At 44.0% G+C, this 23,453-nt stretch carries 19 protein-coding genes; 11 read left to right on the plus strand and 8 right to left on the minus strand.

Annotated features, from left to right (window positions below; all coding sequences use genetic code 11):
* Window position 1: 1 nt before the first annotated feature.
* The 5 genes from AQUSIP_RS02525 to AQUSIP_RS02545 form a co-directional block, all read right to left on the minus strand.
* Window positions 2-2,020, minus strand: coding sequence for a bifunctional DedA family/phosphatase PAP2 family protein (locus tag AQUSIP_RS02525; RefSeq protein ID WP_114834016.1), 2,019 nt, complete (start codon window positions 2,018-2,020; stop codon window positions 2-4).
* Window positions 2,020-2,970, minus strand: a complete 951-nt coding sequence (gene lipA / locus AQUSIP_RS02530) for a lipoyl synthase (RefSeq protein WP_114834015.1) — start codon at window positions 2,968-2,970, stop codon at window positions 2,020-2,022. The genes AQUSIP_RS02525 and lipA overlap by 1 nt, the downstream gene beginning before the upstream one ends.
* Before the next feature lie 119 nt (window positions 2,971-3,089).
* On the minus strand, window positions 3,090-3,728 hold the full coding sequence (gene lipB, locus AQUSIP_RS02535) for a lipoyl(octanoyl) transferase LipB (protein WP_114834014.1): 639 nt from the start codon (window positions 3,726-3,728) through the stop codon (window positions 3,090-3,092).
* Entirely contained in the window at window positions 3,725-4,000 is a 276-nt protein-coding gene (locus AQUSIP_RS02540; protein ID WP_170131770.1) for an HP0495 family protein, read from the minus strand. Before AQUSIP_RS02540 ends, lipB begins: the two co-directional genes overlap by 4 nt.
* A 10-nt stretch (window positions 4,001-4,010) precedes the next feature.
* Window positions 4,011-5,243: a D-alanyl-D-alanine carboxypeptidase family protein gene (locus AQUSIP_RS02545; RefSeq protein ID WP_232058620.1), complete on the minus strand. Its 1,233-nt coding sequence runs from the start codon at window positions 5,241-5,243 to the stop codon at window positions 4,011-4,013.
* A 384-nt stretch (window positions 5,244-5,627) separates the two neighbouring features.
* Here AQUSIP_RS02545 and AQUSIP_RS02550 point away from each other — a divergent pair, with 384 nt between their 5' ends.
* Window positions 5,628-6,011 (plus strand): ComEA family DNA-binding protein, encoded by a 384-nt coding sequence (locus tag AQUSIP_RS02550; RefSeq protein ID WP_114834012.1) that lies wholly within the window; start codon window positions 5,628-5,630, stop codon window positions 6,009-6,011.
* A gap of 57 nt (window positions 6,012-6,068) precedes the next feature.
* Here the strand turns inward: AQUSIP_RS02550 and AQUSIP_RS02555 are convergent, their stop codons facing one another.
* Together AQUSIP_RS02555 and AQUSIP_RS02560 are read right to left on the minus strand one after the other, a co-directional pair.
* On the minus strand, window positions 6,069-7,115 hold the full coding sequence (locus AQUSIP_RS02555; protein WP_114834011.1) for a DUF6863 domain-containing protein: 1,047 nt from the start codon (window positions 7,113-7,115) through the stop codon (window positions 6,069-6,071).
* A 225-nt stretch (window positions 7,116-7,340) separates the two neighbouring features.
* Window positions 7,341-8,519, minus strand: a complete 1,179-nt coding sequence (locus AQUSIP_RS02560; protein WP_114834010.1) for a glycosyltransferase family 4 protein — start codon at window positions 8,517-8,519, stop codon at window positions 7,341-7,343.
* 91 nt (window positions 8,520-8,610) lie between these two features.
* Here AQUSIP_RS02560 and AQUSIP_RS02565 point away from each other — a divergent pair, with 91 nt between their 5' ends.
* From AQUSIP_RS02565 to AQUSIP_RS02605, 10 genes are all read left to right on the plus strand, one after another.
* On the plus strand, window positions 8,611-9,225 hold the full coding sequence (locus AQUSIP_RS02565) for a D-sedoheptulose 7-phosphate isomerase (RefSeq protein ID WP_114834009.1): 615 nt from the start codon (window positions 8,611-8,613) through the stop codon (window positions 9,223-9,225).
* 410 nt (window positions 9,226-9,635) lie between these two features.
* Window positions 9,636-13,313, plus strand: coding sequence for a methionine synthase (gene metH / locus AQUSIP_RS02570; protein WP_114834008.1), 3,678 nt, complete (start codon window positions 9,636-9,638; stop codon window positions 13,311-13,313).
* A 26-nt stretch (window positions 13,314-13,339) separates the two neighbouring features.
* Window positions 13,340-14,233, plus strand: coding sequence for a methylenetetrahydrofolate reductase [NAD(P)H] (metF, locus tag AQUSIP_RS02575; RefSeq protein WP_114834007.1), 894 nt, complete (start codon window positions 13,340-13,342; stop codon window positions 14,231-14,233).
* Window positions 14,234-14,254: 21 nt separating this feature from the next.
* Window positions 14,255-15,460 (plus strand): L-2-hydroxyglutarate oxidase, encoded by a 1,206-nt coding sequence (lhgO, locus tag AQUSIP_RS02580; protein WP_114834006.1) that lies wholly within the window; start codon window positions 14,255-14,257, stop codon window positions 15,458-15,460.
* Between the two features lie 180 nt (window positions 15,461-15,640).
* Window positions 15,641-17,260: a PfkB family carbohydrate kinase gene (locus AQUSIP_RS02585; RefSeq protein WP_170131769.1), complete on the plus strand. Its 1,620-nt coding sequence runs from the start codon at window positions 15,641-15,643 to the stop codon at window positions 17,258-17,260.
* 214 nt (window positions 17,261-17,474) lie between these two features.
* A complete protein-coding gene (locus AQUSIP_RS02590; protein ID WP_232058622.1) occupies window positions 17,475-18,245 on the plus strand; it encodes an NAD-dependent epimerase/dehydratase family protein in 771 nt (256 codons plus the stop codon).
* The gene (locus AQUSIP_RS12460) at window positions 18,214-18,489 is read left to right on the plus strand and encodes a hypothetical protein (protein ID WP_232058623.1); all 276 of its coding nucleotides are present in this window, start codon (window positions 18,214-18,216) and stop codon (window positions 18,487-18,489) included. Before AQUSIP_RS02590 ends, AQUSIP_RS12460 begins: the two co-directional genes overlap by 32 nt.
* Before the next feature lie 51 nt (window positions 18,490-18,540).
* Window positions 18,541-19,158, plus strand: a complete 618-nt coding sequence (locus tag AQUSIP_RS02595) for a D-sedoheptulose-7-phosphate isomerase (protein ID WP_114834004.1) — start codon at window positions 18,541-18,543, stop codon at window positions 19,156-19,158.
* A gap of 194 nt (window positions 19,159-19,352) precedes the next feature.
* Window positions 19,353-20,282 (plus strand): glycosyltransferase family 2 protein, encoded by a 930-nt coding sequence (locus AQUSIP_RS02600; protein WP_267896350.1) that lies wholly within the window; start codon window positions 19,353-19,355, stop codon window positions 20,280-20,282.
* A gap of 91 nt (window positions 20,283-20,373) precedes the next feature.
* On the plus strand, window positions 20,374-21,249 hold the full coding sequence (locus AQUSIP_RS02605) for a class I SAM-dependent methyltransferase (protein ID WP_114834002.1): 876 nt from the start codon (window positions 20,374-20,376) through the stop codon (window positions 21,247-21,249).
* A 214-nt stretch (window positions 21,250-21,463) separates the two neighbouring features.
* Here the strand turns inward: AQUSIP_RS02605 and AQUSIP_RS02610 are convergent, their stop codons facing one another.
* The gene (locus tag AQUSIP_RS02610; RefSeq protein WP_114834001.1) at window positions 21,464-23,434 is read right to left on the minus strand and encodes a hypothetical protein; all 1,971 of its coding nucleotides are present in this window, start codon (window positions 23,432-23,434) and stop codon (window positions 21,464-21,466) included.
* Between the last annotated feature and the right edge of the window lie 19 nt (window positions 23,435-23,453).

A 23,453-nucleotide genomic window follows, 5' to 3' on the forward strand; every position in this document is an offset into this window, starting at 1 on the left:
CCTATTTTTCCCGGATTAGTAATATCTTTTGATCAATGGTTTTTGTCATGGTCATCTGCAGAGGTAAAACAATCACTTTGGCTTCCCAGTGCTGCCAGGCGGCCTGGTTTGGAAAGATGACTGCGGGTGTGATTTCAATACCACGGTGTTTGCGGTACAACCAGCTATAAGAGCGAGGTACGATACCCACGGTTCCCACCCATAGCGGGCGTTTGGTTTCCCTGATGGTGCGGTTGGATGCCCACAGGCGCAAGACAAGCAGTTTTTTCTTGCCATTTGCGCGACGTGACAGGATGAGCGCAGGTTTTTTATCCAAATATTGCGGGGACACAAGCGGCAGAAATTCACTGCTCTTGATATCGGTAATGCGATGCAATGTGCTTATCCAGTCACGCGCAGGTGGTATCTCCCAGCCTTCTTTCAGCAGGGTACTTCGAATGGTCTTAAGATCGCCTGCCCACTGAATATTGATCGTTTCGGAGGGAATGCCGAAAAGACTGACACGAAATTCGGGGATGGATTCATCTTTTTTCCACCACTCACTCAAAGTGATTTCAGCTGTCGGCCAATTGATCTGTGCGTAATTAATGCGCAGCTGATTGATATGGTAGTGATAATAAAAAGCATAACAAATCATCAGCGAGGAGATACAAACGAGCGAAATGCCCGGCAAGCTGATGGGTTTTTCCCGCTGGCGATGAAAAGAAAGAATGACCAGCATCAATAGCGCCGCGCTCAACAACCATGCGGCAAGTACATCCGTAAACCAGTGAGCACCCAGATAAACCCGGGAGAGGCCTACTGCAAATGTCACGAGCGCAGCTGGCATATAAATCATCCAGCGATGTTTTTGCGGCATGGGTGAAGCGATGATAAAGGCAATGCCCATGTACACGGTGGTCGCGAGCGTTGTATGACCGCTTGGCATGGAAAAACTTTCTGGGCTGAAAAAGATGCCCCAGGGACGGGGAATTTGAGCGATATGCTTTACTACCCAAACAGATCCCGCTGCCAGCACGCCCAGGGCAAGCGCATGAAAGGCAGCGCGCATGCGTTTGGTCACGAGCAGCCAGATAAAGAGGACCAGCACAACGGGCAGAATAATCTGCTTTTGGCCAAGCAGGGTAATATCAATCATGACATTGTCCATGCCAGGGGTGCGTATGCCGCGGAACAGGTGAAACAAAGCATTATTCACAAAAATATGCTCAGGCCCGATCCACTTTGTGTAAAAGACCAGACACAGAAACAGCGTGCTGGTCAGTAAAAAATAAAAAGCCAGTGTTAACTGACCATGATGCTCGCGGGGATCATAGTGTTTTAATACTACCGTAGCGATGTGAAAGTAGCGTGACTTTTTAAGGGTATTCCAGATACCGACAAGCATTTGTTCAGTCTGCTTGCTAATCAACTGGAGGATTTTAAAAATAAGCCAAAGGCAGAGCATGATAAAAAGCGTAATTAGCATCAGAACTAGGATGGCATGCATGGCGATATCGGGAGGTAGCTCCAGGGAAGCTGCGCCCAGTAATATGCCGGGGAGCATATAAGCGGGTGCCCAGCCTATTGCTGAAGTGACGTTAGCAATGGTGAATTGCAGGGGCTTCATGCCAAGCATGCCTGCCACCAGTGGTACCAGTGCGCGTACCGGGCCTACAAAACGGCCGATAAAAACACTCATGACACCATATTTGTGGACGAATACTTCTCCTTTCAGGAGAACGCCCGGATTGTCCTTGAAGGGCCACATGCGGCGAAGCCGGTCTTTAAAATAATGTCCCATCCAGTAACTGACGCCATCTCCCGCTACTGCGCCCAGGATGGCCCAGAGGATAGTTTCCCATAGGGGAATGATACCCGCGCCAGCCAGTGTGCCAATGGCTGTCATGGTGATGGAACCGGGAACAATGGTGCCGATGATAGCGATCGATTCAGCGGCCGAGATGATAAATGTGGCTATGCCTGCCCATTGCGGATTTGCATTTAGCCATTGTAATAGAGGACTCACAATGTCCGACATCAAGTTACCTCTTCGCCAGCAGCCTGTTTATCAGCATGATAGGAAGACCTGACGAGGGGGCCGCTTGCGACATTCTTAAAGCCAAGCTCCCTGGCAAGATCACCCAACTGTTTAAATTCCTCAGGGTTTACAAAACGCGCAACCGGCAAGTGATAACGGCTCGGTTGCAGATATTGTCCTAAGGTTACCATGTCTACATCATGAGCACGAAGATCTTTCAGCGTCTCAACAATTTCATCGTTGGTTTCACCTAATCCCAGCATGATGCCAGATTTGGTGGGAACCTCGGGATAACGTTTCTTGAATTCCTGCAATAAGCGCAAAGAGTGAGCATAATCAGAGCCTGGACGGGCTTGCTTGTAAAGACGTGGCACGGTTTCAATATTGTGATTAAAAACATCCGGCAACGCTTTGCCGGTTTCATCGAGTGCAATTTCCATGCGGCCACGATAATCAGGCACCAGAATCTCGATTTGGATGCGCGGGCTTTTTTCACGTATTGCGGTGATGCAGGCGGTGAAGTGGCTTGCTCCGCCGTCACGCAAATCATCGCGATCTACAGAAGTAATGACGACGTATCGTAAGCCCATTTGTGCAATGGTATGGGCAAGATGCAGCGGTTCATTTGGGTCAAGCGGATCGGGACGACCATGTGCCACGTCGCAAAAACTGCAGCGCCGTGTGCATTTGTCTCCCATGATCATGAAGGTGGCGGTGCCGTGAGTAAAGCATTCTGGCAGATTGGGGCAGGATGCTTCTTCACAAACCGTCACCAGATTATTCTCGCGCAGCAGCTTTTTGAGATTGCTCACCGCAGGGGAAGCGGGAATACGCACGCGGATCCAGTCGGGTTTGCGCAGCGGATTAACGGTGGGTTCAATTTTGACTGGAATGCGGGATAACTTCTCAGCGCCGCGTTGTTTTGTATGTGTATTAGTTGGTTTTTCCATCTGCCCGTTCCGAATGTTGATTTGCCAGTTGTTATTTAATCTGAATTGCCTCACGGTTCCATTTCTGTAGAATCAGCATCATCTGCCAAAAATGGTCAAAGTCCAGTTATCATGAGACATCAATCCGCATAATGCGCGGTAGTATACCTTAAATTTTTCATTAAATAATTTACTAAATGATGGCCGGTTTCTAAAGTCCCTTTTACCTCTATAAACTCGCATAATTGCGTCATTTTAAGTTGGGAAAAGCCGCAAGGATGAATGCGATTAAAAGGCCCCAGATCCATGGCTATATTAAAGGCGATACCATGATAGGAGCAGCCTTTGCGGATGCGTAGACCGATTGAGCATATTTTGTTCTGCTTCACATAGACGCCGGGCGCTTCGCGTTTGGCCTCAGCTATAATCCCGTATTCAGCTAGCAGGTCAATGACAGACTGTTCAAGACATGTCACTAGTTCGCGTATGTTTAGCTTTTTGCGTTTGAGATCGATCAGCGTATAGACCATCAGCTGTCCGGGTCCATGATAAGTGACCTGCCCCCCGCGGTCTGTCTGGATAACAGGAATGGTTCCGGGGTCAAGTACATGCTCCTGCTTTCCATTTTGTCCTTGGGTGAAAACCGGATGATGTTCGAGCAGCCAGATTTCATCCCGGGTTGCTTCATTCCGTTGCTGAGTGAATTGTTGCATGGCTTGCCAGGTGGCTAAATAATCCTGCTGCCCCAGCCAGCGTATGGTAAGCATATCGGCTGTCATAAGGCCATGATGACCTGTTTTGCCGCGGAAAGATCCTGATAAATCCGGTCGAGCTGTTCCTTGGAATTCACATGCACGGTGATGGTCAAGGCGCAATACTTGCCGTGTTCGCTTTGACGGGATTGGATGGCCCGATCCGACAGATTAGGTGCATGCTGATGGATGATGGTGAGCACTGTCGCTTCAAACTCATCCGAAGCGATGCCAAATACTTTTATAGTGAAATCGCAAGGAAACTTGAGCAGCGATTCCTTCTGTTCTTTCTTAGCCATGCTACTGTTTCTAGCCTGTATTGACCTTTTCATCGGTGCGTGTGAAGTATTTGTGAATGGTATATTTCACTGAATCAGTCAGCCGTCGCAGTAAGCCACCTTGCGGGTTGCTGTCCAGCGCAACCAATGGTTTGGAAGCGACAACCTGGTTATTCAACATGATATTAACCGTTCCATATGCATGGCCTTTGACGATCGGCGCCTTGATGGGGTTGTTGAGCGCAAGTGTGGCTTGCAGCCGTTTGTACTGACCGGTTGGGACAGTTACATACAGGTCTTCTGTCAGACCAAGCGGAGTTTCGGTTTTCTCTCCCTTCCAAACGCGGGCCTTAACAAGCGGCGTGCTCGCATTATAAAGCTTATGGGTTTCGAAGAACCGGAAACCATAAGTCATGAGGCGGATGGAATCTTCGGTACGGGCCTGATCGTTCGGGGCACCCATGACAACGCTGATCAAACGCATGCCGTCCTTTTTGGCGGAAGCGACAAGGCAATAACCCGCTTCGCTGGTATGGCCTGTTTTGAGGCCATCGGCATATTGATAGCGCCACAGCAGGCGATTGCGGTTAGGCTGGCGTATGCCGTTATAAGTAAACCATTTTTCAGAATAAAAACCATAATCTTCAGGAAAATTCTTGATATAAGCCTGTGTCAAAATAGCAAGATCATGGGGCGTAGAATAATGATCCTGATTGGGGAGGCCTGTGCTATCAGTGAAGTGGCTATTATTCATACCCAGCAGTTTTGCCTGCTGATTCATCATATTGGTGAAAGTTTCCTCAGTACCGGCAATGTGCTCGGCCAGGGCAACGGTAGCATCGTTGCCGGAAGCAACAATGATACCTTGTATCAGGTCTTTAAGCGGGACTTCGTCGCCCACTTTGACAAACATGCGCGATCCTTCCGTTTTCCAGGCTTTGGTGCTGATCCTGACTTTGTCTTCCATGTGGATCTGGCCATTTTTCAGGGCGCTTGAAATGATATAGAGCGACATCAGTTTGGTGAGGCTCGCAGGCGGCATACGTGTGTCCGCTTCTTTTTGTGCGAGGATCTTACCGCTGTTTGCGTCAATCAGGATATAGCCTGTGGCATCAATCTTGGGGGTGCCCGGCGTAAAGGTGGGCTGTTGTGGCTGCGTAGGAATAGGAATAACAGGGTTGGCGAAGGCTGGAACACAAGCGATTATTGCTATCAACAACGCGATAAGCGACTGTTTCATTTTCATAACCCAATTTGGACTCATGGAGGTTTATTCCTGTTTTTAAACTGACATTAGTGAAAAATGCCGCTGGGGCACGGTCTATTGAATGATGAGCAAAGTTTAACAAAAATATTTATCAACCGGCTATAGTTTGCTATAGATTTTTTTATTGCAAGAAAGTAACATTTTACCTCGACGGACTCGTTATCAATAATATTTGCCGCCGGTGCATACTGTCATACAGCATGCCTGACAGCGAATAGAAATGGTCACCCGTGAAATAGTCCCTGTCCTTGGGATTATAAAAATCAAGTCGAAACTCAATGCTTTTGTATCGCACGACGGTGTAGTGTGACGCATCCGCATGAGATTGAGACATATAAATTTGTTACCGGAAAAAAGTAATTTAATAATAAGGAGAAAACCATGTCGTTTTATCGTACCCTCGTTGCTGCTGTTGCTGCGATTGCACTGAGCACACCTGTATTTGCTGATGATGCTGCCAATGCGGCGCAGACCCCAGCAGATAACAACCAGGCTGTTCAACTGGCTGAAGGCTCTCAGCAAATGGATTCAACTGAAGGACAAAGCACCTCAACAGAACAAACCAAGGTGAATCTGAACAATGCCACAGTTAAAGAACTGATGAAGGTCAAAGGTATCAATGCTGCTAAAGCAAGAGCCATTGTGGCATATCGCAAGAAGAACGGCGGATTCAAATCTGTTGATGATTTAGCGAAAGTCAAAGGTTTCAAAAAAATGAAGCCCGAAACCATGAAAGAAATCCAGGATCAAGTTACTGTTGAGTAAGTCTTTTTAACGGTGTGAGTTGTTGGGAAAAAAGGGTGCCGATCAGGCACCCTTTTTTTATTTTTTTCCCTGCTTGGCGTGCTTAATTTCATCATCCTGATTTTCGTTCATTTCTCTATAGCGTTTTTTATCATTGTTTTTTGTGGGAAATAATTTCAGAGAGGAATAGCTTTTAAACGGTGTTTTATTCTGTTTCTCGGTTTTGTGGTGGTCAGATAACACTGCTTGTTCACGCGGGCTCGGTTTTTCCCAGGCATAATAAGCATAGGGACCCCTGTCCTGCTCAGGATGATATGCGCTATATACGCCTGCGCAAGCAGCCCAATGAATTCGCCTGCCAGGGAAGCGATAAAGGATTTCACTTAAATAAATGGAATCCGTCTCATGAAGGATGGCGCCTGTCTTGGTTTCAATAATGCGCGCTTTCATCCCAGGTTTGGAAAAAAGATGGAAATTGGGTAAAGGCTCTGCAGAGAAAATAGTATAAGTTCTGGGAGCAATCTCATTGTTAAAAGGGTAGATTTGCCCGGAAATTTGATCTTTAATACAGACTGAATGGGGCTCGAATTGCTCATTTTCAATATCGATGCCGATACTGCTTGCTATATCTGCGCCTAACCCAGTGTAAAGTGTAAACGAAGACAGGGCCGAAGGTAAAAAAGTATAGCCTTTTTCTAATTCCCAAGCGCCATGGCCGGAACACACCAGGTCCGGCAAAGTATAGCCTTCTTCAATGTCCATCAAGAGAGGTGACAGAAGCGCGCTCATTTCGAGTTCACCGCGCAACGTGTGCAGCTTATCTTTGAAAGGCAACAGGCTACGATCCTGAGAAGCAATAGCTGCGTTCAGAATGCGATAAGTCTGTCTGATCTGCCACGCCAGAAGGGTTTCCTCCTCATCGGATATGCGGCTGGGGTTAAATAAGATATTGGCTAAACTCATTATATAATGTTCGGTAAAACTGTCTTGAATGACCATTACTTCATTTAGCCTGTGAGAAAAGCGCTTGTTTTTTTTCTTTCTTTCTATAAATTGCTCCATGCGGAAAGAGATATCTGGCGCAAAAATTTCAAGTGCTTTTGCAGGTGCTTCATTAATTTTCATAAGTGAGTCTCTTTTAAGCTATTGTATTTTTGTACGTGTTTTTAACTCACAATGTATTAACCTGGGCTTTGGCCATTTTACAAAATGCTTGATAATGCTGTCATCCTGAGAGCGTTTTTTGCTCGAAGGATCTCCCGATGTTCAAAAGGAGATCCTTCGCTACGCTCAGGATGACAGCATTGTGAACGCTTTTCGAAAATGGCCAACGTCCAGTTAACGGCATTGTTAACAAATATTTTGATATACCATTAAAAGTTGATGCAGTATCGCTTCATTGTCGAATTCGCTCTGCAGTTTCTCATGCCCCTGTTTGCCCAGCTGTTTTGCAAGTTCACTGTTCTGAGCCAACATCAGGATTTTTTCAGCCAAATCGCCTTTTTTAACAGGATTGAAGAGCAAACCTGTCCGATTGTTATCTACTAACCAAGGAACCGTGCCCCGGTTAACGCCAATGACAGCCCTGCCATGGCTCATACTCTCAGTGATGACAAGACCAAATGATTCCAGACCCACGCTGGGAAAAATGACAGCGGTACAGGTTTTATAATAGGTACTGAGATCGGCTTGCCAGCCTAGAAAAGTCACCTGACGCTCGATGCCAAGCGCGTGTAATTTTTTCCGCATCCTGTTTTCATCGGGCCCCGTACCTGCAATCATGAGTTGCAGTTGCGGATGGTGTTGACAGGCGCGCGCGAATTCTTCGAGCAGCAGCGTGATGCCTTTATGCGCTCCCAAATTGCCGGCGAAGAGGAAAAGATGTGGATTGACCTTCTCAAAAGAGAGCGGTTTTTTTTCCGGCATAAAAGGCGGTATATAAATTGAGTCTTGAAATTGATTTCTTTTCAGATAGTCAACGAGCAACGGCGACGGGGCAATAAACTGTTTTACGATTTTTTTCAGCCGATGCCTGAAGAGATAGAGTGTTAACGTCAGTATGAGATAGGTCAGGCGGCGATATTTAACTCGATGTTGCCAGAAGCACTTTAAACTGAAACCGCTGGGGCAGGGAGTAAGATCCCGGTGGATATTCTGTCCCGTGGGGCAGAGAAGGCTGTAGTCATGCACCGTGTGGATCACGGGATAGGGCTTAATTGCCCTGAGCAGGGACACTGAATAATGTTTAATATTATGAATATGAATGACATCGGGGCGGATTTTTTTTATTTTATGGCGTAATCTGAGGTAGATCAGCGGATGGAAAAGAAGGCGCCAGAGGAGCTTTGACAGGTTTGAACCGGACGCTTTGAGTACAAAAAAGTCTTCCCCTTCCTCTGCGGCGGGGCCAAAACCCAGGGAGTAGACTTCCATCGACGGTACCTTTTTGAGTCTTTTTTTTAGGTCAAAAAAGTAATTTTCTGCACCGCCTGAAGGCGAGTGGGTATGAGTGATTAACAGTATGCGCATGAGAAAAGATAAATTGTTATTATATTGACATTATTTTGCATTAATATACAGTAATTGACCAACCAGAGCTAGTTTATTGTTGAGGTAAGTTATGCATCACCTGATTCAGGATGAGATCCAGAAGTTGTCCTCGATTTTAATAAAGATCCAGCAGGACGCTGTTTTACTTAAGAAAATAGAAACCATTGCTGACGTTTGCATAGAGGCTTTCCAGCGGGGAAAAAAAGTTCTCTTTGCGGGTAACGGCGGCAGCGCGGCGGATGCGCAACACTTGGCGGCGGAATTAGTTGTGCGTTTGCGCTATCATCGCCCCGGTCTTGCGGCCATTGCCTTGACGACCGATACGTCTGCGCTCACTGCCATTAGCAATGACTATGCTTTTGAAAATGTTTTCTCTCGTCAGGTGGAATCCTTGGGACAGGCTGGGGATATATTGGTTGGCATCTCAACCTCAGGCAAATCACCAAATATTTTGCGCGCACTGGAGATCGCGCGCACCCGTGAAATGATCACGATTGGATTCACCGGCAAACAGGCGCCCATGATGGATGAGTGCTGCGATCATGTATTAAATGTGCCATCCGATGAAACCCCAAAAATTCAGGAATGCCATATCATGGTTGGCCATATTGTCTGCGCTATCATTGAAGACAAGCTGTTTGGCGCCCAATACGATCCCTTGCAGCAGACGGCAAAAGTTAGCTAGCTAGTTCAACGTTGTATGATAGCGGGGTTTCGAGTCTGCCGTCATTCTGAGCGAAGCGCACTACTGTCCAGTGAGTTTCCGCCCGCCGTCGTCCCGCTGCTTGTCAGCGGGATCCAGACGCCGCGAAGCTGCATTCATAAAGCCCTTTTAATGTTTGATGGATCCCGCGAACAAGTCGCTGGACGACGAGAACAGAAGTTTACCTGACAGTAATAGAGCGTAGCGAAGGATGACAGTTTTGTGAACGCTTCCAAGCAGTGGTGTCTGATTAATTTGTATAATTCGATGGGCCAGCATTTTAAGAAAGTATTTTTTCAATATACAAAAATATATTACAATCGGGTTCTTTGCCAAAACAGAACTTGATGTCTAAAAGGCTTTAGAAAGCCATAAAGGAATGGTTGTGAAACATGGGTTGTGAAGAAGGGATAAAGTATTTAACGCAAGCACTTCAGCAGCGTATTCTCCTACTAGATGGCGGCATGGGAACGATGATTCAATCGTACCAGCTGGGAGAAGCAGACTACCGCGGTGATCGTTTTCGGGATTTTCCGCATGCGCTGAAGGGAAATAACGACCTCCTCAGTATCACTCAGCCGGATATAATTCGTGAAGTGCATCTCGCCTATCTGCAGGCCGGTGCTGATTTTATTGAAACCAACAGTTTTAACTCAACGGCTATTTCACTCGCTGATTATCACATGAGTGATCTTGCGTATGAGTTTAATCTGGCCGCAGCGCGTCTTGCGCGTGAAGCTGTAGATGAAATGACTCGCCGCACGCCTGATCGTCCGCGTTTTGCTGTGGGTATTTTAGGGCCCACGAACCGCACGGCTTCCCTATCGCCGGATGTCAATGACCCTGGTTTTCGCAATATTAACTTCGATGAACTCGTTAACTCGTACATGGAAGCGGCGAAAGGACTGGTGGATGGCGGCGTTGACCTGCTCATGATAGAAACAATTTTCGACACGCTAAATTGCAAAGCCGCTATTTTTGCGATTGAAAAGTTTTTTATCGAAAACAAAATCCGTCTGCCCCTGATGATTTCCGGCACCATTACTGATGCAAGTGGCAGAACACTATCCGGTCAAACCACGCAGGCTTTCTGGCATTCCGTGCGCCATGCAAAACCCTTTTCAATAGGCTTGAATTGCGCATTAGGCCCAGCAGCACTGCGTCCCTATGTGCAGGAATTATCTAAAATAGCGGACACCTATGTGAGTGTGCATCCCAATGCAGGCTTACCTAATGCTTTTGGTGAGTATGATGAAACGCCCGAGCAGATGGCAGAAGTGATTCATGAGTTTGCAAAAGAAGGTTTCATCAATATTGTTGGTGGTTGTTGCGGAACAACGCCCGCACATATTAAAGCAATTGCAGAAGCAGTCCAAAAAACCACTCCCCGCAAAATCCCCGTGATATCGCCAGCCTGCCGGTTAAGCGGTCTGGAACCGCTTGTAATTGACGATGATTCTCTCTTTGTAAACGTGGGAGAGCGCACTAACGTCACCGGTTCCCTGCGCTTTGCTGAATTGATTCGCAATGAAGATTATACAACCGCGCTTGAAGTGGCCCGTGATCAAGTGCTGAATGGCGCGCAAATCATTGATATCAACATGGACGAAGGCATGCTGGATGCGCAGGCGGCGATGGTCAGGTTTTTAAACCTCATTGCGTCCGAACCGGATATCGCCCGTGTGCCGATCATGATTGATTCATCCAAATGGGCAGTCATTGAAGCAGGACTGAAATGCATACAGGGAAAAGGCATTGTTAATTCAATCAGCATGAAAGATGGCGAGGCAGCTTTTATCGAGAAAGCAAAATTGGCGCGTCAATATGGCGCGGCAGTTGTCGTCATGGCCTTTGATGAAAATGGTCAGGCTGATACGGAAGACCGTAAATTTGAAATCTGCAAGCGCTCCTACGAACTATTAGTGAACCAGGCAGGTTTTCCCCCGGAAGATATCATTTTTGATCCGAATATTTTTGCAATTGCAACCGGTATTGAAGAACATAACGGCTATGGACTGGATTTTATTAACGCCACACGCCGCATCAAGCAGCACCTTCCGCATGCACTGGTGAGCGGCGGCGTCAGTAATGTTTCGTTTTCTTTTCGCGGTAACAATCCTATTCGGGAAGCCATTCATGCAGTTTTTCTTTATCACGCCATTCGGGCGGGCATGGACATGGGGATTGTAAATGCGGGTAATCTCGCCATCTATGCCGATATTCCAAAAGATTTATTAGTCCTCATCGAAGATGTGATATTGAATCGCAATCCCAACGCGACAGAACGATTACTTGAGGTAGCAAATACCGTCAAAGGCCAGGCCAAATCCAAAATCGAAGATTTAAGCTGGCGTGAGAAAAGTGTCTCCGAGCGTCTATCGCATGCCCTAGTCAATGGTCTTAACCAGTTTATTATCGAAGATACGGAAGAAGCCCGCGTTGAATTGGGTCATCCGCTCAGAGTGATTGAAGGGCCGCTCATGGACGGCATGAACATTGTCGGCGATTTATTCGGCGCTGGCAAAATGTTCCTGCCGCAAGTAGTCAAAAGTGCGCGCGTGATGAAGCAGGCAGTTGCGTATCTGGAGCCTTTTCTTGAAGCAGACAAGGCAACGGCGCAGTCCAAAGGCAAAATTCTGCTCGCGACAGTAAAAGGCGACGTCCATGACATTGGCAAAAATATCGTCGGCGTTGTGCTACGCTGCAATAGCTATGAAATTATTGACTTGGGCGTGATGGTTTCTTGCGAAAAAATTCTGGAGACGGCACGCAAAGAGAATGTAGATATTATTGGTTTAAGCGGTTTAATTACGCCTTCATTAGAAGAAATGATTCATGTGGCAAAGGAAATGGAGCGCCTGCAATTTTCGCTTCCCCTGCTCATTGGCGGAGCAACGACGTCCCGCGCTCATACGGCTTTGAAAATCGAACCTAATTACACGGGGGCGACCATTCATGTTGTAGATGCCTCCCGTGCAGTGGGGGTGGCGAGCCAGTTATTGAGTAAAACAGCGATGGATGAATTCGTAGATAAGACTCGAAAAGAATATGCATCGCTGCGCGATTTGCATAAAAATAAAAAATCCGAAAGCGAATTGATTACGCTGAATGAGGCGCGCAACAACCGATTCAAAATTGACTGGGAAAGTACGCCCATTGTGAAACCTGCATTTTTAGGCGTCCAATCTTTTACGGATTATCCCCTGGAAAAACTGGTCGACACGATTGATTGGACGCCGTTCTTTCAGACCTGGGAGTTGAGCGGGCGCTATCCCAAAATTCTCGACGATGAAGTGGTGGGCGAAAGCGCACGAAGCCTGTTTGCTGATGCGCAAAAAATGCTGAAAAGAATTATTCAGGAGAAATGGCTGCAGGCCAACGCAGTCATTGGTTTCTTTCCTGCCAACAGCGTAGGCGATGACATTGAAATTTATACGGATGAAACTCGCCAGCAAGTTCTCATGACTTTTCGCATGCTAAGGCAGCAAAACCGTAAATCCAACGGAAAGGCAAATATGTGCCTCGCCGATTTTGTCGCGCCCAAAGCTTCCGGACTTGCGGATTATATAGGTGCGTTTGCAGTGACAGCAGGGATCGGCATTGAAAATCAACTGGCTGTCTTTGAAAAAAATAATGACGATTATAATGCTATTTTATTGAAAGCGCTGGCAGACCGCCTGGCAGAGAGTTTTGCAGAACATATGCATGCACGCGTACGCAAGGAATTCTGGCGTTATGCGGCGGAAGAAAATTTAACAAACGAGGAATTAATCGCGGAAAAGTATCTTGGCATACGGCCTGCGCCAGGCTATCCCGCTTGTCCGGATCACACTGAAAAGCCAGCTTTGTTCGAGCTGCTAAACGCAGTTGAACTTGCCCAGATTTACCTGACTGAAAATTTTGCCATGCTGCCGGCTTCCTCTGTCAGCGGCTTTTATTTTTCGCATCCTTCGTCGCAGTACTTCGGCATTGGCAAGATTGCAGAGGATCAAGTAACCGACTATGCAACGCGGAAAGACATGGATATTGCGTTGATAAAACGCTGGTTATCAACCCATTTAACAAGTTGAATCATCACATGGAAGAGAGTCAGACAATGAATGTTATTTCCTCACAAAATATCAGTTTTGAATTTTTTCCTCCCAAAACAGACGAAGGTGAAAGCCAGTTGCAGGATACGGCAATAAGGCTTGCAGAATATCATCCGCATTTTTTTTCCATGACATTTGGCGCCGGGGGTTCGACGCGGGCCGGCACGATTGAAATGGTGAAAATGCTGCAGGGAAAAACATCCGTGCCTGTCGCGCCACATCTTGCCTGTATTGGATCAAGCCGTGAGGAGATGGTCGGTGTTATCAGGCAGTATCAGGATTTGAAAGTGAGACGTATTGTGGCGCTGCGCGGGGATTTGCCTTCTGGAATGGTGCAGCCGGGCGAGTTCAGATATGCGAGTGAATTGGTTGCGTTGATTCGTGAAACAGCCGGAGATTTTTTTCATATTGAAGTAGCAGCTTATCCGGAAATTCATCCGCAGGCGAAGAGCGTTGAGGATGACATTCTCAATCTGAAGCGAAAATATGAAGCGGGAGCGAGCAGTGCCATCACCCAATATTTCTTCAATCCCGATGCGTATTTTTATTATCTGGACGAATGCGCAAAACACAGTATTTATATGCCTATTGTGCCGGGAATCATGCCCATTACGCAATTCAGCCGGTTAGTGCGGTTTTCTGAAATGTGCGGCGCTGAAATTCCCTGCTGGATCCGTAAACGGCTTGAATCTTATGGCGATGATATGGAATCCATCAAGGCGTTTGGCTTTGAAGTTGTTTTTCATCTTTGCCAAACATTGATTGCAGGTGGGGCGCCGGGATTGCATTTTTATACACTGAATAAATCAGAAGCGACGCTGAAGATTTTGGAAAATCTCAATATCAGTATTCACCGTCCTAATTTGCCGCGTTATGTAGCTTCGCAAAAAATTGGATAGTGAGTGAATAAGGAATCTATCGTGCACGAATCGGAGTTTCTGATTGTAGGCGCAGGCATCGTTGGCTTGGCGCTTGCCAGGGAGTTAATCGAGCAAGGCGCAGAGCGCATTATTATTCTCGAAAAGGAATCTGGCCTTGGTTTTCATGCTTCCGGACGTAACAGCGGCGTGCTCCATGCTGGCATTTATTATCCCCCGAACACATTGAAGGCCCAGCTTTGCCTGAAAGGCAATCTGCTGTTGCAGGATTATTGCCAGCAAAAAGGGTTGCCGTTGGTAAAGGCGGGAAAGGTGATCGTTGCGCGTGATGAATCTGAATTACCAACGTTGTTACAGCTCCATGACCGTGCCAAGGAAAATGGTGCCTGGGTAGAAATGGTGGATGAAAAACAACTGGCATCCATTGAACCGAATGCCAAAACAGTCAAACAGGCGCTTTATTCACACTATACGGCGCTCATTGATAACAAAGCCATTCTTAATTCCCTGCAGCAAGATTTAATGCAGTCCCGCCGTGTAAAGTTTTTATTCAGCGCTGCGTTTAAATCCCTTAAGGATGAATTTACCGCGACAACAACAAAAGGAAATATTCGTTTTAAACAATTTATCAATACGGCCGGCGCACATGCAGACAGAGTTGCGCATCATTTTGGTGTAGGGAAGGATTATTATTTTATTCCCTTCAAGGGAATTTATCATAAGCTAAAGCCGGAAAAAGCGCATCTGGTCAATGGTAATATCTATCCTGTGCCCCATCTCGGGAATCCGTTTTTAGGTGTGCATTTTACAAAGAATATTAATGGGGACGTGTATGTAGGGCCGACTGCCATCCCCGCTTTTGGACGTGAAAATTATGGAATTTTACAGGGCATTGATCGTGAAATGCTGAAAATTGTATTGAATGAAATCATGCTCTATTGCGTCAATCCAGAGTTTAGGAAAGTTGCACTGGAAGAGCCTAAAAAATATTTGCCTGCCTACTTTTACCGCGATGCTAAAAAATTGGTAAAAGAATTAGAGCCGGGATGGCTCGCGCGAGCGCCTAAAGTAGGGATACGACCGCAATTAATCAGTCTGCGCGACAAGAAACTGCTAATGGATTTTCTGGTGGTGAAAGAGCGGCATTCACTGCATATATTAAATGCCATATCGCCTGCTTTTACCAGCTCGATGGCTTTTGCCAAATATATTGTGCGGGAATATTTCAAGGGGTTTAATGCGAACTAAAAATTTGATTTTCTCTTTATTCACGGTGCATAATCTCTGCGTTTAGCTGAGTCATTCGTACCTTGTAATTAAGGAATGAAGTGTTGAAGAGAGGAAATACAGTCTATTGCTAGACTGGCTGAATAGAACAATGGATAACCTTATTATGGGCAAGCACAATTATTATCAGGGAATATGATTATGAAAAATATTACTGCCGTAAATGAGAGAGAAACGGAAGCATCTGATTTTGTAACGCCACTCGCTATATTGCCTAACGATGCTAACCTTGAGAATCTTAGGGTCGCTAAAAAAATTGTTCCGCTTGAAAAAATCGGCCATGAACTTTCTGCTCTCAGACTTAATAAAAAAGTAGTTCAGTGTCATGGTGTGTTTGATTTGCTGCATATTGGCCACATAAAACATTTGCATCAAGCCAAAAATTTTGGCGATATTCTAGTGGTTACCATTACCGCAGACAAATTCGTCAATAAAGGTCCCGGCAGGCCTTATTTTTCCGAATATTTACGTGCTGAAGCATTAGCTTCATTAAGTTGCGTAGATTATGTCGTTATCAATCACCATCCAACAGCTATAGAAGCCATTAAGGTTATTCGGCCGGACCTTTATGTGAAAGGTATCGAATATCAAGAAGTTGAAAAAGACATTACGGGTAAAATTTCTGAAGAGGAAGAAGCGGTTAAATCCATTGGCGGGCAGCTGAATTTTACCAAGGATATCGTATTTAGTTCTTCGGCTTTATTAAACCGATTTTTCTCTCCGTTTTCACAGGAAGTTATTGCTTATCTGGATCAGTTTAAAGGCAAATATCATGTCAATGATATTTTAAAATATTTTGAAGGCGCTAAAAATTTAAAAGTGTTACTCATTGGCGAGGCTATTGTTGATATCTATCATTATGGCGAGGCCATTGGAAAGTCCGGCAAAGAACCCATTTTAGTCACCAAATATCATCGAGAAGAAATTTATATAGGCGGCGTGCTGGCTATTGCCAATCACCTTAGCAGTTTCTGTTCAGAAGTCACGTGCGTGACCATGTTGGGCGAAAAGGGTGAATACGAGTCATTTATCAGAGAAAATCTCAAAGAGAATGTCAATATCGTCTTTCATTACAAAAAAGAATCGCCCACGATTGTTAAGCGGCGCTATATTGAAGAATATTCTTCACAAAAGCTGTTTGAAATTTACGAAATAGATGATTGCTATTTTAATGATGAACAAAAACAATTTTTTACAGACAGCATCGAAGACCAACTGGCTAAACATGATGTAGTGATTGTAGCCGACTATGGCCATGGTTTGCTGGATAGTGGCTCCATTGCAAAAATTGAAGAAAAAGCCAAATTCTTAGCGGTCAATACCCAGGCTAATGCAAGCAATCATGGATTTAATTGTATTTCCAAATACAACAAGGCTGATTATGTCTGCATTGCCAATCGTGAGCTTCAGCTTAATTTCCGTCAGAAACATATTTCCAGCATCGACCAGATCAAGCAGTTAATGAGCGAACATGACTACAAGAATGTAGTCGTCACAAGTGGAGTCAGTGGATCGTTTTCCTGCAAACAGGGCGAAGATATTTATATCACACCCGCTTTTGCTACCTCCATCAAAGATCGTGTGGGCGCTGGAGATGCCGTATTGGCTGTAACAAGCCTGTTTGTAGCCCAACAAGCACCAGCAGATATGGTAGGTTTCATAGGCAATGTAGTTGGATCAGAAGCTGTCAATATCATGGGAAATAAAAGCTTTATTGAAAAGGTCCCCTTAATGAAGCATATCGTACATTTGATGAAATAATGGGCGTTAGATGGTTTAGCCAAAAGTAGCAGGCTGCCATGATCTTTGATACAGTGGGATGCAATGGCGTGGATAAAAAAAACTTGTCCGCCCGTTTACAACACTGGATTGTTCAAGCAAAATCGCTTTTTGTGACGAGAGCCACCTTGGTTTTCGGATTTGGAGCAAGGTGTTTTGGTATTAGCTGAATTTATTAAGGAAGAATAAACGAATTATGAGTCAGCGATCAGTGGACGTTGTCACAGGAGGAGCCGGTTTTATAGGCAGCCATTTGGTAGACAGTTTATTGATGGAAGGACGACGTGTCAGGGTAATTGATAACCTTATTTCTGGCCTTCCCCGAAATCTCGAGCATCATCGTGACGATCCCAACTTGGAACTGGTTATTGGCGACGTTGCCGATTTGGATTTGATGAAGAATGCCTGCCAGAACGCCGAACGGATTTTCCATCTGGCTGCACGAGCAGATATTGTACCTTCTATCCAAAATCCATTGGAATATTACCGTTCCAATGTGGATGGAACATTTTCTGCTCTGGAAGCTGCTCGCTTGTACGGAGTAAAACGTTTTGTCTATGTTGCTTGTTCTAGCTGCTATGGGTTTCCGGAAATTCTTCCTACGCCTGAAACAGCAAAAATTTCGCCGCTTTATCCCTGTGCATTAACCAAACACCTTGGCGAAGAACTGGCCTTGCACTGGCATAAAGTTTATAAACTTCCGGTTGTTTCGCTTCGGTTTTTTAATGTGTATGGGCCACGGGCTTCTACTTTGGGAAGTTATAGTGCCGTATTTGGTGTTTTTCTGGCGCAGCTATTGGCGGATACCCCCTTGACCATCATGGGTGACGGAAGTCAGTCACGTGATTTTACTTATGTAAGCGATGCAGTAGATGCCATTTTACGAGCGGCTGATAGTCACATTGTCGGAGAAGTTTTTAACGTTGGGAGTGGTCATGATCCTTGTTTCGGTGAATCGGTTGGTTGAGTTACTTGGAGCCAAAAAAACAGTTCATATCCCCAAACGCCCCGGCGAACCCGATATCACCATGGCAGATGTGAGCAAGATTCGGTCCGCATTAGATTGGCGCGCAAAAGTCTCGATTGAAGATGGTGTAAAAATCATGCTTAATAACATTGATTACTGGCAAGAAGCGCCTGTCTGGACACCTGAATCAATAGCCGATGCGGCTAGTGTCTGGTTTAAATGTCTGGCTTACGAAAGTGCCTAGTATTGTAATCTTTAATGAAGAAAGCTCTAACAAAGCTATAAAAGGAGTTGTATGCTTGATTGGATAAAAAATCATTTCAACACACTGCATAACCTGCAATTAAACACTATTATTACCGATCAAGAGGGTAAGCAGCTCTCGCTTGACGAAGGATTTAGACGATATATCCGGAGCGTAAAAGCGGTGCGCCAGCTGAATAGTAAATTAATTTTTATCGGTAATGGCGGAAGTGCCGGTATTGCTAGCCATCTAGCTATTGATTATTCAAAAAATGGCCGGATGCCTGCCATGGCCTTTTCAGATGCTTCTGCGATTACTTGCTTGAGCAACGATTATGGTTATGAGCATGTATTTGCAAAGCAAATTGAGTTTCATGGCCGCCAGGGGGATATTGTCATTGCAATTAGCAGTTCGGGCAAATCTATTAATATACTGAATGCTGTTGCAGCCGCCAGATCGTTAGGATGTCAAGTCATCACCTTTTCTGGTTTTACTGCAAATAATCCATTAAGCCACTTAGGTGATCTGAATTTTTATGTTGACTCCAACGAATATGGTTTTGTTGAGGTTGCGCATATTGGTTTGGGTCATGCGATGCTGGATTATATTATCGAGGAGCAGTCTTCAGGCATGGAAACTCGGAATACGCTTTTAGCCGCAGTAGAATAGCATTCTGCTGTGCGTGATTCGTATAAGCTATTATAATTTTGGAAAGCGGAATAGGTGAGCAAGGGTGTCCATTAGTGACATCTTGTTTTTTGAGTGCTTAGGCTGGGCATCTATCCTGAGATTTTTTAAATCAGAGAATTGATTAGTTGATGAACGCAGATAACACATACAAAGGGAAAGCTGATAATCCCAGAATGACCGCCATTATGCCGAATTATAATTCGGCCGAATTTTTTCCCAAGTCTATTCAGGCTCTACTTGATCAAACAGAAGCTTTCGATGAGATAATTATTGTTGATGATGGTTCAACGGATAACAGCGTAGCATTGCTCGAGGCCATTATCAAAGAGCATCCTCAGATTCGCTTGATAAGGCATGAAAAAAACCAAGGTGTCAATGCGGCTGTCAATACCGGCTTGAAGCATGCAACAGGTGAATTTATTATCTTTTGCGCAGCCGATGACTGGTTCAGTCCTCATATTGTTGCCTTGGCAAAGCAGGCCGCAAGCAAATTTCCTACTGTGGGCTTGATTTGTGGTGATGCGATCGTACAGCGCTTTGATCTTAAACAGCCCTTTTATCGTATGCTTCCCTATCCACCAGATACTTTTCTTACACCGGATGAGTTTAAAGCAATAACGCGAAAAAGCTATGTGGGATTTAATAGCGCAGGCGGTATGTTTATGAACCGGCAAGCTCTTTTAAATGCCGGTATTTTTTATTCTGAAACACGCTGGCATGCTGATTGGCTAATGTATTTTGTTGTTGCATTAAGGCAGGGCATCTACTACTTCAACGAAGTGTTTATTCATATTAATGTACGCAAGCTAAGTTATTCAGAGGGAAAGGGGAATACAAAGATACAGAATCAAGTCATGCTGGATACAGTTCATCTTATTGCTGAGAAATACCCTGATCTGTGGGATGATTTCAAGAAAGCGGCGCTGGTACCGCACCATGCCATAAGATACATCGCATTATTTCTAATGGATCCGCTAGCTCGGCGGTTTATTACTAAACGCTTTGTATGGAAGATGATGATAAATAATCATATGATTTACCGTATAGGAAGGTTATTTCCATACCGGTTTATTTTGCGTGCCAGAAGGCTTTTAAGGGCATGAGTTTCGGGGTGTTAAAGAGCCCGTTAATGCTGTTTTCTCAGAGCGAGTTATCAAATCGTTTACTTATTACCTAATAGGCGAAAAGCAAGTAATGAAATTATGCCTAGCTTGTGAAAGGGAATTTAACCAAGAAAGTTGGGTGTGTCCGTTTTGTAGCTGGATGCCATCTTTAATTGAAGGTTTTCCAGCTTTCTCGCCTGAGTTAGCCAATGAAAATGATGGCTTTTCTCATGATGCGCACCATTTTTTAGATAAGATGCAGGAGAATTCATTTTGGTTTCGAGTACGTAATCGGATCATCCAGGATGCGATTAGAAAATATTTTCCTCTGCAAAAAAATGTACTGGAGATTGGGTGCGGTAGTGGGTATGTTTTAGGTGGGATTCGCGAAGTTTTACCGAGTGCAAAAATAACAGCTACCGAGATATATTCACATTGTTTGCATTATGCTACCAAAAGAGTTAGACCACCAGCAGAATTTTTGCAAGTCGATGCCCGTAAACTTCCTTTTAAAAATGAATTCGATCTCGTGGGTGCTTTTGATGTACTTGAGCACATTGAGGAGCATGAGGTTGTAATAAACAATATACATCAATCTTTGAAGCCGAGTGGTGGGTTAATACTGACGGTTCCTCAGCATCCTTGGTTATGGAGCAAAGTAGATGATATTTCCTATCATAAGCGCCGTTATACCCGTAACCAACTGGCATCAATATTGCGTCAACATGGATTTAACATTAAGATGAATACCTCGTTTGTATTTTTTTTACTACCGTTAATGCTGGCGCAGCGTTTGATCAGAAATAAAAACGTATCTCAAGAAACATCACGCATACTTTCGCTCCCAAAAATATTAGATAAAGCTTTTGAAAGCATACTGGAATTAGAACGCAAAGCAATTCATCGTCGCGTTAATTTCCCGATAGGGGGCAGTCGGTTCGTGGTCGCTATGAAACCGCCCGAATAATTTTTTTTAAGTCATTCCTATCTTCTAATCGGCAATTAGCATGTTGCATTAAGCCGTAACGGTAAATGATGTTTACATCAATGCTGTTATTGAAAATTATTAATGTTTCAGCCACATTAGCTCGTTGCACACTAAATGTTTCAGGTTTTTTGTTATTGAATATGAAATGCAAGCAATGGCTATAGAGAATTGGCAATAAAATAGAAGATACGCCCTAGGCATTTGCAATTAGACGAACGCCATTTCTAATTTGATATAATTTGGCATTTTGCAACTTGGCAATTTTATGTGGTATATGCGATGTTACATAGGCAACACTATTAAAATCAATTCGTTGTCGATCGATTTGATCCAGAAATATATTAAGATTTTTTAATATCCTAAATTTTTTCGGTGAATAATTTGCAATATTAGTATGCAATATTTCATAAAGATAAAATGATCCATGTTCGCTATTTATCGCTTCAGTTACAACAAGTCTAGTGTTGGGAAATTTGATTTCTTCATTTGTTATTATGTGGTGCACACCTAGTGCTTGTAGTAATGGTATATTGATTTTAGTAAAAAGAAAGATGTTCCTTATATTATGGTCAATAGGTCTGGATAGCGTATTCTGTATTAAAGAAAAAAGTGCTGGGGATATGATGGGGCTATATTTGTTTATAGTGGGAATGTTGAAGAACCAAAGCCCAACCATGCGATATGGGTAACCAACCTTTGACACCAATATTTGCGAATCAAAACCCATTTGTCTATACCAATCAGAGGGTTGTTGCGGCTTAACTTTAGGATAAAAACTCTCTGTATAACCTTTGAAAAGTCCGCTTTGATCTATTGCTGAATTTTTTATGAGATGTTGAATAATTGGCGGTGGATTTGTTTGAGGGTAAGAAAAAATTTCTTTCGGTTCATTGCTAGCACAAGCAATGTTGATTATTACTATTGTGGCAGTAAATATAAAAACAAAGTATGGTGTTTTATTAGGGCGTGTCAGGCTTCGGTTATTTTTTTGATGGAACTGATGGGGTTGTTGATGTGTAAAAAATTTTAAAGCTGACTGGATGACCCATTTCAATAAGTTAAGACTATATTGCAACAGCATGACAGCGAAAGCCATGTAGAGTGGCCAGAGCATATATTCAAAATATAGCGGATTGGGTCCGTGATACCAGCCAGGAAAAATGACAACGCTTGAACCAAAAAAAATAAAAATCAATACATAACTAAAGATAAGAATCGTAAATTTCTTTAACTCTCCATGACCAAAAAACAAAGTTGCTGCCATGCCGGCTAATCCTAATCCTGCAATGTATATGCCAGCTGGATAAAATGTATTTAATAATATGGAAATATCTGATAGCGTGAAATGAGTCGCTAATTTTTCAGGGAAGAAAAATGGAACAGAATATAAGAGTAGGCCAAATAAAAATTGGAAATAGTTTAAAAAAAACAGTGCGGCAATGGTAACTATTGAAAAAGTGATTTTAGAGAAAAATTCGAATTTGGATTTGGCAGTCAAAATGAATGCGCAACAAAAGAATGAAAAAAATGGAACCACAATGAAAAAACCAACAGCGTTAACCAATAGAAGGTAAAGTGTTATAGCAAAAGCAGCACAACTTAATAAAATTGTAGGAACCAGTCTCGTACAGCCGATATAAAAAAAACAATAAACGAGTAAACAGCAAAAAAAAAGAAAATTGATTAAATAGGGCGATATTGGTGTTATCTGATAGAAAGGTTGCCAACCATTATGGGTTGGCAATAAAGGAAGCACAAAAAGTGTTATTAGCCAACTAGTTGATAGCGAAATATTTTTTGAAAATTGAAAAACACGGCAAAGTAAGAAAGCTGCAAAAAAATATTGCAAGGAAAGTGCAGTATACGTAACTATTGAATAAGGCAATCCGGGTTGCAGAAACAGATCAAACCATGATGAGGGAATTAAATTGATTAATAAAGGGAAAGACATATCACCTAATCCTTCGAGGATATTCATCCCGTAGGTGAAATAATTCATTCCTTGGTGTTGCTGTATGGTGAGATAGCGCATAAAAGAACCGTCTAGCCAGCTAAACATTCGATCTGCATGTAACGGTAAAACCATCACGCAGAGGACAATCAGGGCGAAAAAATGGAGTAATAATAACAAAAAAGAATCCCAGTTTTTACTTGTAAGTCTCACAATGATCTCCGTATCCCAG

Source organism: Aquicella lusitana, from assembly GCF_902459475.1.
GTDB classification, from domain to species: Bacteria; Pseudomonadota; Gammaproteobacteria; order DSM-16500; family DSM-16500; genus Aquicella; species Aquicella lusitana.